The organism is Vibrio gazogenes, from assembly GCF_023920225.1.
GTDB lineage: Bacteria > Pseudomonadota > Gammaproteobacteria > Enterobacterales > Vibrionaceae > Vibrio > Vibrio gazogenes.
Genome location: NZ_CP092587.1, coordinates 1,231,293 through 1,245,227, shown reverse-complemented (window position 1 = coordinate 1,245,227; position 13,935 = coordinate 1,231,293). Strand labels below are relative to the sequence as shown.

Genomic DNA, 13,935 nt, shown 5'->3' with positions numbered 1-13,935 from the left:
AGGATATTTTCAAAAGATGTCATTCTTTTTTAAACGGAGTGAACCCTGATTTTTTATAGCATCAATTTTCTTTAGGAAAACATCATACGGAAACGCCCAAAGTGATTTACCTTGGGCGTTTCTTCTGGCAAATGTAGTAATGATAAACCGAGTATTAGAATGTCATATGCAGAATTGGAAAGGCTTTATCCGTCTAGTCAAAGATTTCATAGTGACGTTCAACATTGACGGTTACTTGCCCCCAATGAGACGCTTTGACTCTTTTTTGGTGATGCTCAAAAGCGGCTTTATCCGTAAATTCCTCATAAACATCGAAACGAAGCGGATTTTCTAAATTTTCGGTGACGCTGAATGTCATACATCCCGGTTCTTCGAGAGTCAGACGTTGATGATTTCCCAACTCATTTTTTACCATTTCAAGCGCCGACTCAGGTACTAAGATGAAACCTTTTAATATAATTTTAGACATGAGTTTCCTGATTACGCATACACACTCACTTCAATCAAGTTTGAGTCCGGATCCAAGAAATAAACAGATTGAATCGACCCACTCGCCCCTGACTTTTCTACCGGCCCTTCGATAATGTCAATGCCTTCACCAGCCAGATGGTTAACAACATCACCCAGAGGCCAGTCAGAGATTAAACACAAATCACCGGAACCGACCTGCGCCGCATTTCTCGTTTCTTGGCCTAAGATTTGAAAGTTGATCTTTTGACAGCCAAATTTAACGGCCTTACGCCCATTGGCAAAAGTGACTTCTTCCATGTGTAACACACGTTTATAGAACGCAACCGACCGTTCAATATCCGAAACCGTCAAAACGATATGATCAATATGACTAATCACAATATATCTCCTGTCTTCCTTGTGTTCATCGAACACGCTTAGGGAGTAACATTCGGCAGCCGAGGGATCTCTCGCGTTGGTCAGTCGAGATGACGACACATGGTATGCGATTGATCTTGAAAGCCGAGTTGCTGATAAAACTTTTGCGCAGATTGATTAAAAGCCATGACCTCCAGCCTGATTTGCGCGGCACCTTGTGATTTTGCCCACTGTGCACAAGCGTCCATCAATTGTGTGCCGATCCCGCAAGCACGATGTGCCTCATCAACGACGAGGGTTCCAATCCGACAGATTGGGCAACTCACGATAAATGGCACGGTATCATTGACCATGATGGTTGCGGTCAGAAAGCCGACAACCAGGCTGCCTGACTCCGCCAGCAAAAAAAGCGTTGATTCATCATTTAACAGACTCAGCCAAAATGGTTTATCCGCGGCTGAAGGTTGTTTAAATGTAAACGGCGCATTTTCAAAGTGTAGCTTCCCAATTTGCTCACTTAAAACCAACAACGCATCTAAATCTGTTATTTCTGCGGTTCGAATTGTCATCATTTCCTTTGATCTCATTGTGTTCAGTAAATACTTGCTGACAATATCTGCATCACTGGGTTTTGAACACTGAATGCACTTCGAACTACATTACCCTGTGTACAAACTTGTTTTCAACTATTCGACCAAAGAAAATCAACCAAAGAAAAAGGCCCCGACGATACAAGTATCATCGGGGCCTTCTCAAATAACTGGCGCGCCCTGCAGGATTCGAACCTGCGACCACATGCTTAGAAGGCACGTGCTCTATCCTACTGAGCTAAGGGCGCGTTACGGAGGGGAATTATACGAGTTCATCGGCGTAAATCAATGAGTTTCTCTAATTGAATGTTTTAAATGCCTAAAAAATTACCAGCTTGTAAAAAGGCGCAGAAAACATACCGGAAGCAAACGTTTGCTTATAGATGTTCTGCGAAATATCTGCGACAATGCGCGCAAAAATTTTTGCTATTCTTTTGTTTCGCGACTCATGAAGGTAAGCCATGACTGCTCAAAATATTGATGGAACCCTAATTTCCAAAACCGTTCGTGCTGAAGTTTCTGCACGGGTGAAAGCGAGAACCGATGCCGGACTTCGGGCACCGGGGCTTGCCGTGGTTCTTGTCGGGGAAGATCCTGCTTCCCATGTCTATGTCGGGAGTAAACGTCGGGCTTGTGAAGAAGTCGGCTTTATTTCAAAATCGTTCGATTTACCAGCCAATACCACCCAACAAACACTACTTGAGTTAGTTGACCAGCTCAATGACGATCCAAGTATTGATGGCATTTTGGTGCAGCTTCCCCTTCCTGCCGGTCTTGATGCAACGCAGGTTCTGGAAAGAATTCTGCCGGATAAAGATGTTGATGGTTTCCACCCTTATAATGTCGGCCGTCTGGCACAACGGATTCCGACACTCCGTTCATGTACGCCCAAAGGGATCATGACCCTGCTTGAACGCTACAACATTGACCCACGCGGCAAACATGCAGTTGTCGTCGGTGCATCCAATATTGTCGGTCGCCCGATGACCCTCGAATTACTCTTGGCTGGGTGTACAACCACGACATGTCACCGCTTTACCAAAGATCTGGAACAATTCGTGCGTCAGGCAGAGATTCTGGTTGTCGCTGTCGGTAAACCGCATTTTATTCCCGGTGAGTGGATCAAAAAAGGCGCAGTGGTGATTGATGTGGGTATCAACCGCATGGATGACGGCAAGCTGGTGGGGGATGTCGAATATCAAGTTGCCAAAGAAAGAGCCAGCTATATCACGCCAGTTCCCGGTGGTGTCGGGCCGATGACCGTCGCGACTCTGATTGAAAATACCATGCTCGCTTGTGAACAGTTCCATACTGATGCTTAAGGCATGAAACGCGCCGCTATCACCATGAAGGTGATTGATGATTTACAGCGCGTATTACAGATGTAAAAGGCTCCGTAAAGGAGCCTTTTTACTGGTAACCGTTGCGTTACTCATCATCCGGTTAGTTCATAATAATGCGATCTGCAAGGTGGCTGACCGCAAGCGCAAAATAATACGAGCGGTTCCACTTCATCAACACGTTATAATTGTTATACACCAGATAGACACGGCCCTGTTCATCATCAGGCGCAATCAGCCAGGCTTCAATATCCTGTTTCAGCTTCGGCAACGGGCTGCCATCATAACGAGTCACACCCAGCTCACTCCACTGATGAAGCATTTTACCCTGACCTTTCCCCCGACCACTCAGATTCATATCGAATCCACGCGGTAAATGAACCTGACGGCCCCAAATCATGTGTTCATTCCAGCCGGACTGACTCAGATAATTCGCAGTTGATGCAAATACATCCGCTTTCGTCCCCCAGATATCTTTTTTCCCATCACCGTTACCATCGGCAGCAAAGGCAAGGAAGGAGCTCGGCATAAACTGACACTGCCCCATCGCACCGGCCCATGAGCCTTTCATCGCTTGCGGGGTGATATGGTGCTGTTCCAGGATGTTCAGCGCGGCCATCATTTCATTCCGGAAAAATTGTTCACGACGCCCATCATAGGCCAATGTTGCCAAGGCATCGACAACGTTGTATCCACCGGTGAGTGAACCAAAGTTACTCTCTACACCCCACAACGCAACGATATAACGAGGTTGCACACCATACTGTTTGCCGATTTTTACCAGCTCATCATAGTGTTCCTGATAGAGTTTTTTCGCCTTCGCGACTTTCCAATCCGGCACCGCGCGAGGAATATATTCGTCTAAGGTGAGCTTTTTCTCCGGTTGATTCTTATCTGCAACAATCGCTCGGGGACGATAGGTGACGTTTGCAAAAGCCGCTTGAATCGTTGCTTGGCTAATCCCTTCCTGCTGCGCTTGTTGTTTGAGGCCATCGACATACTGTTCGAAACGCTTGGTATTATCGACGCGCTCTGCATTGGCATAGAGGGGACAACTCAGAATCAATCCCAATCCAACTGACCATAATTTTTTCATTTTATCTCCTCTCATCCTGATAAGTATTCGCTACTGCTGTTCCTGTCGAGCGGCTTTCCTTGCTTTATAGCTTTCTAATAAATTTTCCGGTGGTGGCGGTAATTGTAAGAAAAACCCGTTATCTTTAAGCGCGGCTTGTACTTTTTCAATATCAACGTTTGCCAGCGTCTTGCCTGCCAGACTCATCGTCATCACTAAGACCGGTCGTCCGAACATCTTTAGCAATGCTTCCGGAACTTGTGAGAAGTCGTCTTTTTTCTCAACATATAAATAGGTGCCTTCTTTTTTAGGACTTTTATAAATAGAACAAAGCATTAGCGTGCCTTTTGTATATTTCCCGACCAGCATGTCAAGACTTACGATCCCAACACATAAAGTTAACCTGATTTTGAGGTTAAAAGCGTCAATTAAAAGTAAGATATCTTGCTGAGTTTGAGCTGTGACTATAACATGACAGCCCTACTTTCAGGCAATGCCCTTTCTACAGTGTTTTATGAGTTGAGGCCCAAATTACCTATGTCAATCACACCTGATCTTAAAGGTAGTAGTTTTACACTCTCCGTGTTACATATTGCAGACAGTGAAATTTCAAAGTCCGTCGAGTTCTTGAAACAAAAAGTCACTCAGGCGCCGGCATTTTTCACCGCTGCCCCCATTGTGCTCAACATTGCCCAAGTTGAAGATGAACTTGATTTTCACCAGTTGAAACTCGGGATTCATGAGACGGGCATGGTACCTGTCGGTGTCACCGGTGCCCGGGATAAACGCACGCAAAATCTTGCATCCGAAGCGGGTTTGGCTGTGCTCACTGCCAGTAAGTCCCCAAGTCAGGCACCCGCGGCAATCACACCGACAAAGACCATCACCACACCGATTCGTTCAGGCCAGCAGGTCTATGCGAAAAATTCTGACTTAGTCATTCTCAATCACGTGAGTGCCGGTGCTGAAGTGATTGCCGATGGTTCAATTCATATTTACGGTAGCTTACGCGGCAGAGCGATTGCTGGTGCCAGCGGACAACAGCAAGCAAAAATATTCTGTCACGATTTACAGGCTGAATTAATTTCTATCGCGGGTAATTATTGGCTCAGTGATCAAATTTCAAGTGAGCACTGGCAGAAAAAAGCGATGCTCAGTTATCATGACGGCACGCTTCACATTGAGCCAATCACTATTTAAATCCTACTCAAAGGAAACTTAAGTTAAATTTAAGGGAAACAAATGGCACGCATTATTGTTGTTACATCAGGTAAAGGCGGTGTTGGGAAAACGACATCGAGTGCAGCAATTGCCTCAGGTTTGGCAATCAAAGGTATGAAAACCGCAGTCATCGATTTCGACATCGGCTTACGCAACCTAGACCTCATTATGGGGTGCGAGCGCCGGGTGGTATATGACTTCGTGAATGTCATTCAGGGCGAAGCAACGCTCAATCAGGCGCTGATCAAAGATAAACGCTCCGACAATCTCTTTATTTTACCGGCCTCTCAAACTCGGGATAAAGATGCCCTGACCCGTGATGGTGTCAAACGTGTGTTTGATGAATTAGACAGCATGGGCTTTGATTTCATTATCTGTGACTCTCCGGCAGGGATAGAACAAGGCGCACTTATGGCACTTTACTTCGCCGATGAAGCGATTATCACTACCAACCCGGAAGTCTCGTCCGTGCGCGACTCTGACCGCATTCTGGGTATTCTCGATTCGAAATCACTTCGTGCCGAACAAGGTCTTGAACCGATTAAACAGCACCTCTTACTCACCCGCTACAACCCCACTCGCGTGACTCAGGGAGAAATGCTGAGTGTGGAAGATGTTGAAGAAATTCTGCACATTAAATTGCTAGGTGTGATTCCTGAAAGTCAGGCAGTACTCAATGCGTCTAATAAAGGGGTGCCGGTGATATTTGATGAACAGTCAGATGCCGGACAGGCTTATCATGATGCGGTCGAGCGCCTGACAGGCAGTGAGCTGGAATTCCGTTTTCTGTCCGAGCAGAAGAAAGGCATTTTTCAACGGTTATTTGGAGGTTAAGAACGTATGTCATTACTGGAGTTTTTCCGCCCGAAGAAGCAAACCTCCGCAAGTCTTGCGAAAGAACGTTTGCAAATTATCGTTGCTGAACGCCGCAGCCAGAACGATCCGGCTCCGAACTATCTGCCGCAATTAAAAGACGATATTCTGAAAGTGATCGCCAAATATGTTGCCATTGATCCCGACATGGTCGAGCTCACTTTCGAACATAAAGGCGATGATCTGTCCGTACTGGAATTGAATGTCAAATTGCCGGATGAAGAGAAGTAATCGCGGTGCTCTCCGCCTGCTATATAACCGGCGTCAGTTCCGGTTATATAGCAACTTCACGTGGGATGTCACGTAGAGGATAGGCGCCGCTGTTTTCCATTTGCCTGAACTCGTGACTATCTCACCCGATGCCATCGGATCACGCAGCCGACACCATCTCATACAAAAGCTCGCCCAAAGCTTCTTTACGCCATCCTTGCATCAGATCCGGGACAAATTGTGGATCGGTCTGTGCCTTCCATACCCAACCCAATAATTGATTCAACTGCTTCCGGGAAGCAAGAAATTCCGGCGATAAACCCAGCTTTTCAGACTGCACGTTGACTTGATCCTTGAGTCGTTTAAACAGCTGTTTGTATCCAGGGTAATCTGAAACAGGAACAATACGCGCTGGGTAATCAGCTTCGCTGACCGCCTGCCCTTCTTTCACCAGTTGGCTGATTTTTGCACCGTGGCGTTTCACCGAGCGAGGATCAACACCTTCGGCTTCCATCCGCTTGAAATTGACTAATTCCAACCGGGCAATGGTCAATAAGTCTTGCTCTTTGATGACAAAGTTCAGCGCCAGATTACGTTTTAAGGCTTCTTCGTAACGCCAGGTCGCGAGACATTTTAAGATCGCCAGTTGCTTCGGTGCCAGTTGCCATGCCCCTTTGATATCGAGATAAGCGTCTGCCGGCTGATAGCTTCGGGTCCGCTTTTCAACCTGTAGCCGAGACTCTTCCAACGCAGCATCCCACCAGCCTTTCTGTTGAACTTTTTCCAATAATTGCTGATAAACCGGCATCAGATAAAAAACATCCGCAGCAGCATAGTCCAGTTGTTTCTGACTCAACGGCCTTGCCATCCAATCGGTCCGGGATTCACTTTTATCGAGCTCAATCGCTGTGAAATCAGCGACCAGCGCGGCAAAGCCTGTAGACAGACCATACCCCATAAATGCCGCCAGAATCTGTGTATCCACAAACGGTGCCGGTGCACACTCAAATTGATGGTAGAACACTTCTAAATCTTCACCGGCGGCGTGAAGCACTTTGAGCACCTGCGGTGCTTTCAACAGATTGACGAAAGGAGTCATATCTTCAATGGTTGTCGGGTCAATCAATGCGACGGATTCTCCGTCATAAAGCTGGATTAACCCCAAGTGGGCATGAAATGTCCGGGTCCGGACAAATTCCGTATCCAGCATCACAACGGGACACTGCAATGCTTTACGGCACACCGCTTCAAGCTCATCTGAGCTGGTAATCATTTGATAGTCCAAAATTACTCACTTTTATCATTCATTGTCAGGCATCCGACCATCCTTTGACAGCCAGTGACCGGAAACAAGCAAAAATGCCGACATCAATGTCGGCATTTCCCCGTACGTATCAATCATAGCTGACTAGGCTTGTTCCATATTCAACATCACCTGATTTTCATCTTTCAATGCACGGCGCAATATTTTACCGACATTGGTTTTCGGCAGCTCTTCCCGGAATTCTATCAGTTTGGGGATCTTATATCCGGTTAGATATTGGCGACAGTGAGCAATGATTTCTTCTTTTGTCAGCGATGTATCTTTCTTCACGACAAATAATTTCACCACTTCACCACTGACATCATGTGGCTGCCCGACGGCTGCGGCTTCCAGCACTTTATCATGCATGGAAACCACATCTTCAATTTCATTCGGATAGACATTAAAACCGGAGACCAGAATCATATCTTTTTTCCGATCAACAATATATAACATACCTTGATCATCCATCCGAACAATATCACCGGTCGATAACCAACCATCGTCGGTCAGCACTTCTCTGGTTGCATCTTCCCGTCGCCAGTACCCACACATCACCTGCGGTCCGCGAACCTGCAATTCACCGGTCTGATCAAACGCAACGACTTGACCATGTTCATCAACAATTCGCACATCCGTCGATGGTACCGGCAGGCCAATTGCGCCACTGTAATCACTCAAATCATAAGGGTTACCGGCCACCAAAGGCGAACATTCGGTTAAACCATACCCTTCAAGCAGATGTAAACCCGTCACTTTTTTCCACTCATTGGCAACCGCCCGCTGAACAGCCGTTCCGCCACCGACAGACAAATGTAACTGTGAAAAATCCATCTGACGGAATGAGTCATTGTGAACCAAGGCATTGAACAGCGTATTCACCCCGGTAATTGCCGTGACAGGGTAGCGTCGTAACTCTTTCACGAACCCTGGAATATCTCTCGGGTTGGTAATCAGCAGGTTCTGTCCGCCCAATTCAACAAATAGTAAACAGTTCACACTCAACGCAAACACATGATACAAAGGCAAGGCAGTCACTACCAACTCGCGCCCTTCTGTCAGCACCGGCCCATAAGCCGCTTTCGCCTGTAAGACGTTGGCAACCATGTTCCGGTGAGAAAGGATCGCGCCTTTGGCTATCCCTGTTGTCCCACCGGTGTACTGTAAAAAAGCCGTATCATCACCTTCAATCAGAGGCTTGACGTACTGCATATGACGACCACATTTCAATGCGGTACGCATCGAAACCGCATCGGGCAAATGGTAATGCGGCACCATTTTCTTGATATATTTGACGACAAAATCAACCACGGTGCCTTTAGCCCGCGGTAACATCTGCCCCAGGCTGGTCAAAATGACATGTTTCACCGCCGTCCGTTTCACGATTTTCTGCAAGGTTCCGGCAAAGTTCGAGACGATCACAATCGTGGTGACGCCCGCATCATTGAGCTGGTGTTCCAGCTCCCGGGGTGTATACAACGGGTTAACATTGACTGCCACCAAACCAGCCCGCAACACACCAAATAGTGCCACCGGATATTGCAGCAGATTCGGCATCATCAGAGCGACGCGATCACCTTTTTTAAGTTGTAGCTCGTTTTGTAAATAAGCGGCAAAAGCGCGACTACGCTCTTCCAGCTTGCGGAAGGTCATGACCGTTCCCATATTGACAAAAGCAGGCTGGTCAGCGTATTTCGTGACCGACCGTTCAAACATCTCAACCAGAGATGAATAAACATCTGGATTAATAGTTTCAGGCACATCATTTGGGTAACGTGCAAGCCATGGATGCTCCACAGGGATACTCCTCGTACTGGCAGGTCCGTGCCCTGCCTTATTATATTTTGTTAATTGTTTGTTAATTTTGTTAAAGTATAGACTCTAATTTAAGAAAATGGTGTTTCATCAATTTTCATTACAAACTGTGATATCAGCTGACCAATGTGCTCAGGATGCTCTAAGTGACAATGATGACCGCCCTTTACGTGCTGAATCTCAATTTGCTCTGGTAGCGAATCTGGGGAATATGATTTTAAAGATGGGTAACCTTGGTTCGCTAAAACAACTTGGCAAGGCGATTGAATCGCAGCCAGCACAGCTTCAGCATGAGCATCCGACATTCGGTATAACGACTGAGCAGATAATTTCGGATCCGCACGCCATACCCACTGCCCGTCTTGTACTTCGAGACCTCGCGCCACAATGGGTTCAATGAGCGCTTTCGGTAATTCCGAATGTGCTGCCCGCACTTGTAGAGCCACATCATAATGGTCATAGGCTCTGCGAAATTTGTGTCGAATACGGGTGCGGCTTTTTACACCATTACGTAACCGCTGCACACTCAGTTCTGCTCGTTCGGCCAAAGGTCCGAGACTCTCAATCAAAAAAAGCCCATCGACATATTCAGGAAAGGCGGCACTATAACAACTCGCAATCAATCCACCAAGCGAATGGCCAACTAAAACCTTTTTTTTCGCTGGTAATTTCATTAAAAATTGATGAATGTCATCGATATAGTCATGAAATGCATAAAAGTTGTCAGCCGACTTATGGCTTGACAGGCCGTGTCCCGGTAAATCAATCGCACAGAGATGAATCTGGGGAGAAATCTGATGCATGAGAACGTCCATCACGGACATAAAGCTGCCAGCATTATCCAGCCAGCCATGCAGGAAAACGACGGAACATGTTGCTGTTTGACGATTGTCAGTTTCAATCGCAGCAATGTTCTGTTCGAAAATAGAATAAGCGTGTTGTACGAGCATAGAAAATTATTTGACCTCAGGGATCACCTTACCGGTCTTCGAGCCGAAACTCTCCCGGCAGCGCCAGTGATCGCAATCACGTAGAAATGAGTCCGGTTCATGAATAACGATACGCTCCGTCACCCGCCATAGATGGTATGCGGATGCGGACAAGACAGGAAACTCTGCTCGGTATTCACCGACCTGACTTTTTTCTGGCGCGGTTGCGCTACCGAGCACCGTCAGTAAACGCCCTTTGGCATAAGTCACCGGATCAAGGAATCGATTGACATAAACAATAAATCGTCCATGCGGTTCCTGTCGAATATCGGGTTTACCATCAGAGCCGATCGGCAGGTTAACCATTTCCAGCCGAGTCCGTTGCGGCAAGTTCTTAATATCAGCAATCACGCCACCCAACCGCACGTAGGGTGCTTGAGTGCCTTGAAGTGCTGCAAATGTTTGATAATCTTGAATTACTGCCGCTCCGTCAGGTACAGATAACTCATTCGGCAGTGAAGCACAGGCGCTAAGCACCAGACAGGCAAAGGTTATCACCGTGCCTTTGATACGACGACTGAAATGATACCGAGCCATTATGTTTTTCCTCATCTTAAATATAAATATCGACACCCAGCAGCTGAGCAAGTTCCTCTCGCCGGGCTTGATTCATCACACCAAAATACTCTTCCAGAGCTTTCCGTGCCCGCCCCTCCGGTAAGTCATATTGCAGATTTTCCTGAAAACGCTCAGTCTCTTTCATCGCGCGCATCGAATGCGTGACAGCATTGGCAACGGGGGTCGGTTCATAAGTGCCAGAGGCTGCACCTGAAGAATCACCCTGCCGCTTTGCTTTTGCCGACTTCGATGACTTCCCCGTTCCCGGTATTCGCGAAGGTGGTAATCCCTGAATCGAAACCATAATGTTCCTCATCTCTCTTCGTGTATCGGTGGTGACGCATCACCGCCCGCTGGCTCATACTGACTTATCTGGCTCGCGAAATGCTGCTATCCACGACCCGGCATTTTTTTCCAGGCGACCTGATCACGTAAGTAAATCGGGCTGGCTTCTTCTGCCGGCACCGTTTTACCGTCCTCAAACGCAATTTTAGCTAAAAAGACAATATCTTCGGCATCGGGATAAAGCACATCCCCCGAAGCGACCTGAATTGGTAATTGGGAGAGAGCTTCGTGATAAGCCGCCCAGCCCGTTCCGGCACAGCACCATGTATGTGAGTCTGACTCAAGCTGTTGTGTCAGTGTCTGAGGCGGAATCACACATTCATCATCCACGACCTGCCAAGCGCCATTATCCTGACGGGCAAAACGCCCCCAGTACACTTCACTCATCCGCGCATCAATGGCGCTTGCCACATGCGCTGCACCGTGTAAACGGTAACTTCCTTGCGCCATTGCTTCCAACGTTGAAACCGGAACCGTCGGCAATCCGGCGCCAAACGCCAACCCCTGAGCAATCCCGATACAAATACGGACACCGGTAAAACTGCCGGGGCCTCGGCCAAATGCCAACGCATCTAAATCAGCCAGTTGAACGTTCGCTTCATGTAACACTTCATCGACCATCGGCAGAATTTTTTTCGCATGGTCCCGCGGTGCAATATCACGCCGGACAAAACATTGGTTATCAACCATCAAGGCAACAGAACAGTTTTCTGTTGAGGTATCAATTGCAAGAATTCTTGGACTCATTTAACTCTCTGTACTCACTTCATCACTTTCCGAGTGCGACGGCTCCGATATATCACGGAGAAATACTTGTATCTGTTCTAAATCACGGGTGCGCGGGATCGGGGGTAAACTTGCAAGAAACACGCCGCCATAATCTCGGGTGACCAACCGATTGTCACAAATGATCAGCGCACCTTTATCGCTTGCGTCGCGAATCAATCGCCCCACCCCTTGCTTTAGGGTTATCACTGCTTCCGGCAATTGAACCTGTTGGAATGGTTCTCCGCCTTGCAGACGACAGTCTTCAATTCTAGCTTTCAGTAATGGGTCATCCGGTGCAGTAAACGGCAATTTATCAATAATAACACAGCTCAGGGCATCGCCTCTAACATCAATCCCTTCCCAGAAAGCACCGGTTGCAACCAGCAAGGCATTCCCGAGCGCCATAAACTCAGACAGAGTTTTCTGTTTGCTGGTTTCACCCTGTAATAGTACCGGTAGTTCGAGACGTTGGCGAAATCGTTCGCCTAAATCCCGCATCATTTGATGTGAGGTACACAGGAAAAAACAGCGCCCTTGATTTTGCTCGATAACCGGCGTCAGCATGGTGACCAACTTATCGGCCATGCCCGGTGAATTCGGTTCGGGCAGATAACGCGGGACACACAGCCGCGCCTGTTTTTCATAATCAAACGGGCTCGGCAGAGAAAACTGTTGTTCAGGCATCAGCCCCAAACGATGGCTGAAATGGCTAAAATCATGATTCACCGCTAATGTTGCCGAAGTAAAAATCCACGTCCCCGGTTTCAGTTTGATCTGTTCTTGGAACTTATCCGCAACAGAGAGCGGTGTAATGTGCAAACCGAAATGACGGGGGGTAGTATCGAACCAATAAGAATATCCGGTAATTGAAACATCACAGACACGCTTCAGACGCGCCAAAATGGTATTGGCCCGCTCAAAAGCCGTATCAAGCAGTTGGCTTCTTCCCAAAACGAGTTTCAGGACATCTAATGCAAATTCAAGACTGTCAGTCAGACGTTCAAGCGCCTGATTCATTTTGGGCTGGCGAACGGCTTCGCGCCAGTTGCCCCGGTAACCGGGCTCGCCCAGAGCTATTCTGACATCCATCGCGGTTTGAACCAGCTTATCGCTGATTTTTTGCAACTGACGCATATCTTTCGCTTCGGTGCGATATCCAATTTCGATATCTTTCGCCAATTCCTGAATCTGGCGGCTGGTCAGCGACTGTCCGAAATACTGACTCGCGATATCCGGTAACTGATGGGCTTCATCAAAAATAAATACCTCAGCTTCCGGGATAAGCTCGCCAAACCCAGTTTCTTTAATCGCAAGATCAGCCAGAAACAAATGATGATTCACCACCACAATATCCGCATCCATTGCTTTTCGACGCGCTTTCGAGACAAAACAGTCCTGAAAGTCCGGGCAGTCTTTGCCCAGACAATTATCATTGGTCGAAGTAATGGTTGGAATAATCAGGCTATCTTCCGGTAACGTTTCGCATTCACCGAGGTCACCGGTTTTCGTCTCCGACGCCCAGCGACGGATCTGGAACAACTGTGCAAAATGCTGCGAATCCGTTTCATTGCCGTGACTCTCAATCATCTGTCGGTTGAGGCGTTCCAGACATAAATAATTCGCACGCCCTTTGAGTAAGGCAATCTGGCCGAAAAATTCGAGCGCTTTGACAATCAAGGGTAAATCACGATGGAATAACTGCTCTTGCAGGTTTTTCGAGCCAGTGCTGATGACCACTTTCTTACCGCTCATCAACGCCGGCACTAAATAGGCAAAAGTTTTCCCGGTTCCCGTTCCGGCTTCAACCACCAGTTGTGACTGATGACGGATAGCAGATTCAATCGCGTTGGCCATATCGAGTTGGGCCTGACGTGGCTGAAATCCGGGGATGGCTTTCCCCAAAGCACCATGAGCTGAAAAAGTTTGTTCGATCATCGCATAGAGGATTTAAAAATATAATGTGCGATTATGTCAGGTTTGATGAAGCAGCGCGAACCTTTCTCTTACGATTCACGCTGCA

16 protein-coding genes and 1 tRNA gene are annotated in these 13,935 nt (G+C 47.4%); 4 read left to right on the top strand and 13 right to left on the bottom strand.

Features of this window, described 5'->3' with window-relative positions:
- Positions 1-193: 193 nt before the first annotated feature.
- From MKS89_RS05720 to MKS89_RS05705, 4 genes are all read right to left on the bottom strand, one after another.
- The gene (locus MKS89_RS05720) at positions 194-469 is read right to left on the bottom strand and encodes a putative quinol monooxygenase (RefSeq protein ID WP_072961649.1); all 276 of its coding nucleotides are present in this window, start codon (positions 467-469) and stop codon (positions 194-196) included.
- A gap of 11 nt (positions 470-480) precedes the next feature.
- Positions 481-849, bottom strand: coding sequence for a VOC family protein (locus MKS89_RS05715; protein ID WP_072961652.1), 369 nt, complete (start codon positions 847-849; stop codon positions 481-483).
- A gap of 80 nt (positions 850-929) precedes the next feature.
- Entirely contained in the window at positions 930-1,400 is a 471-nt protein-coding gene (locus MKS89_RS05710) for a GNAT family N-acetyltransferase (RefSeq protein ID WP_072961655.1), read from the bottom strand.
- A 189-nt stretch (positions 1,401-1,589) separates the two neighbouring features.
- Positions 1,590-1,666, bottom strand: a tRNA-Arg gene (locus tag MKS89_RS05705).
- Between the two features lie 213 nt (positions 1,667-1,879).
- On the opposite strand from MKS89_RS05705, the gene folD reads away from it, so the two are divergent.
- On the top strand, positions 1,880-2,740 hold the full coding sequence (gene folD, locus MKS89_RS05700) for a bifunctional methylenetetrahydrofolate dehydrogenase/methenyltetrahydrofolate cyclohydrolase FolD (protein ID WP_072961657.1): 861 nt from the start codon (positions 1,880-1,882) through the stop codon (positions 2,738-2,740).
- A 121-nt stretch (positions 2,741-2,861) separates the two neighbouring features.
- Here folD and MKS89_RS05695 read toward each other — a convergent pair whose 3' ends face one another.
- Together MKS89_RS05695 and MKS89_RS05690 are read right to left on the bottom strand one after the other, a co-directional pair.
- Positions 2,862-3,854, bottom strand: coding sequence for a lytic murein transglycosylase (locus MKS89_RS05695; protein WP_072961660.1), 993 nt, complete (start codon positions 3,852-3,854; stop codon positions 2,862-2,864).
- 30 nt (positions 3,855-3,884) lie between these two features.
- On the bottom strand, positions 3,885-4,169 hold the full coding sequence (locus tag MKS89_RS05690) for a YcgL domain-containing protein (protein ID WP_072961810.1): 285 nt from the start codon (positions 4,167-4,169) through the stop codon (positions 3,885-3,887).
- A 201-nt stretch (positions 4,170-4,370) separates the two neighbouring features.
- On the opposite strand from MKS89_RS05690, the gene minC reads away from it, so the two are divergent.
- The 3 genes from minC to minE are packed head-to-tail and all read left to right on the top strand — an operon-like array spanning position 4,371 to position 6,158.
- Positions 4,371-5,033: a septum site-determining protein MinC gene (gene minC, locus MKS89_RS05685; RefSeq protein WP_072961663.1), complete on the top strand. Its 663-nt coding sequence runs from the start codon at positions 4,371-4,373 to the stop codon at positions 5,031-5,033.
- A 42-nt stretch (positions 5,034-5,075) separates the two neighbouring features.
- Entirely contained in the window at positions 5,076-5,888 is an 813-nt protein-coding gene (gene minD, locus MKS89_RS05680) for a septum site-determining protein MinD (RefSeq protein WP_072961665.1), read from the top strand.
- A 6-nt stretch (positions 5,889-5,894) separates the two neighbouring features.
- Complete coding sequence (minE, locus tag MKS89_RS05675) at positions 5,895-6,158, top strand: cell division topological specificity factor MinE (protein ID WP_072961668.1); 264 nt, start codon at positions 5,895-5,897, stop codon at positions 6,156-6,158.
- Positions 6,159-6,297: 139 nt separating this feature from the next.
- On the opposite strand, the gene rnd is transcribed toward minE, so the two are convergent.
- From rnd to yoaA, 7 genes are all read right to left on the bottom strand, one after another.
- Positions 6,298-7,422 carry a ribonuclease D gene (rnd, locus tag MKS89_RS05670; protein ID WP_072961671.1) on the bottom strand — a complete coding sequence of 375 codons (1,125 nt, stop codon included), beginning with the start codon at positions 7,420-7,422 and terminating at the stop codon, positions 6,298-6,300.
- 123 nt (positions 7,423-7,545) lie between these two features.
- Positions 7,546-9,237 (bottom strand): long-chain-fatty-acid--CoA ligase FadD, encoded by a 1,692-nt coding sequence (gene fadD, locus MKS89_RS05665; RefSeq protein ID WP_072961673.1) that lies wholly within the window; start codon positions 9,235-9,237, stop codon positions 7,546-7,548.
- Between the two features lie 89 nt (positions 9,238-9,326).
- Positions 9,327-10,205, bottom strand: a complete 879-nt coding sequence (locus tag MKS89_RS05660; protein ID WP_072961676.1) for an alpha/beta fold hydrolase — start codon at positions 10,203-10,205, stop codon at positions 9,327-9,329.
- A gap of 6 nt (positions 10,206-10,211) precedes the next feature.
- Positions 10,212-10,781 carry a Slp family lipoprotein gene (locus MKS89_RS05655; protein WP_072961678.1) on the bottom strand — a complete coding sequence of 190 codons (570 nt, stop codon included), beginning with the start codon at positions 10,779-10,781 and terminating at the stop codon, positions 10,212-10,214.
- A gap of 16 nt (positions 10,782-10,797) precedes the next feature.
- The gene (locus tag MKS89_RS05650; RefSeq protein ID WP_072961680.1) at positions 10,798-11,106 is read right to left on the bottom strand and encodes a chromosome partitioning protein ParA; all 309 of its coding nucleotides are present in this window, start codon (positions 11,104-11,106) and stop codon (positions 10,798-10,800) included.
- An 86-nt stretch (positions 11,107-11,192) separates the two neighbouring features.
- Positions 11,193-11,894, bottom strand: coding sequence for a tRNA (adenosine(37)-N6)-threonylcarbamoyltransferase complex dimerization subunit type 1 TsaB (tsaB, locus tag MKS89_RS05645; protein ID WP_072961682.1), 702 nt, complete (start codon positions 11,892-11,894; stop codon positions 11,193-11,195).
- A complete protein-coding gene (gene yoaA / locus MKS89_RS05640) occupies positions 11,895-13,850 on the bottom strand; it encodes a DNA repair helicase YoaA (protein ID WP_072961685.1) in 1,956 nt (651 codons plus the stop codon).
- Between the last annotated feature and the right edge of the window lie 85 nt (positions 13,851-13,935).

Excerpts from the sequence above, each read along its gene's own strand:
- MKS89_RS05650 (WP_072961680.1), bottom strand. The coding sequence starts at position 11,106 with ATGGTTTCGATTCAGGGATTACCACCTTCGCGAATACCGGGAACGGGG.
- minC (WP_072961663.1), top strand. The coding sequence starts at position 4,371 with ATGTCAATCACACCTGATCTTAAAGGTAGTAGTTTTACACTCTCCGTG.
- yoaA (WP_072961685.1), bottom strand. The coding sequence starts at position 13,850 with ATGATCGAACAAACTTTTTCAGCTCATGGTGCTTTGGGGAAAGCCATC.
- MKS89_RS05720 (WP_072961649.1), bottom strand. The coding sequence starts at position 469 with ATGTCTAAAATTATATTAAAAGGTTTCATCTTAGTACCTGAGTCGGCG.
- minE (WP_072961668.1), top strand. The coding sequence starts at position 5,895 with ATGTCATTACTGGAGTTTTTCCGCCCGAAGAAGCAAACCTCCGCAAGT.
- minD (WP_072961665.1), top strand. The coding sequence starts at position 5,076 with ATGGCACGCATTATTGTTGTTACATCAGGTAAAGGCGGTGTTGGGAAA.
- MKS89_RS05695 (WP_072961660.1), bottom strand. The coding sequence starts at position 3,854 with ATGAAAAAATTATGGTCAGTTGGATTGGGATTGATTCTGAGTTGTCCC.
- folD (WP_072961657.1), top strand. The coding sequence starts at position 1,880 with ATGACTGCTCAAAATATTGATGGAACCCTAATTTCCAAAACCGTTCGT.
- tsaB (WP_072961682.1), bottom strand. The coding sequence starts at position 11,894 with ATGAGTCCAAGAATTCTTGCAATTGATACCTCAACAGAAAACTGTTCT.
- MKS89_RS05655 (WP_072961678.1), bottom strand. The coding sequence starts at position 10,781 with ATGGCTCGGTATCATTTCAGTCGTCGTATCAAAGGCACGGTGATAACC.
- MKS89_RS05690 (WP_072961810.1), bottom strand. The coding sequence starts at position 4,169 with ATGCTTTGTTCTATTTATAAAAGTCCTAAAAAAGAAGGCACCTATTTA.
- MKS89_RS05660 (WP_072961676.1), bottom strand. The coding sequence starts at position 10,205 with ATGCTCGTACAACACGCTTATTCTATTTTCGAACAGAACATTGCTGCG.
- MKS89_RS05710 (WP_072961655.1), bottom strand. The coding sequence starts at position 1,400 with ATGATGACAATTCGAACCGCAGAAATAACAGATTTAGATGCGTTGTTG.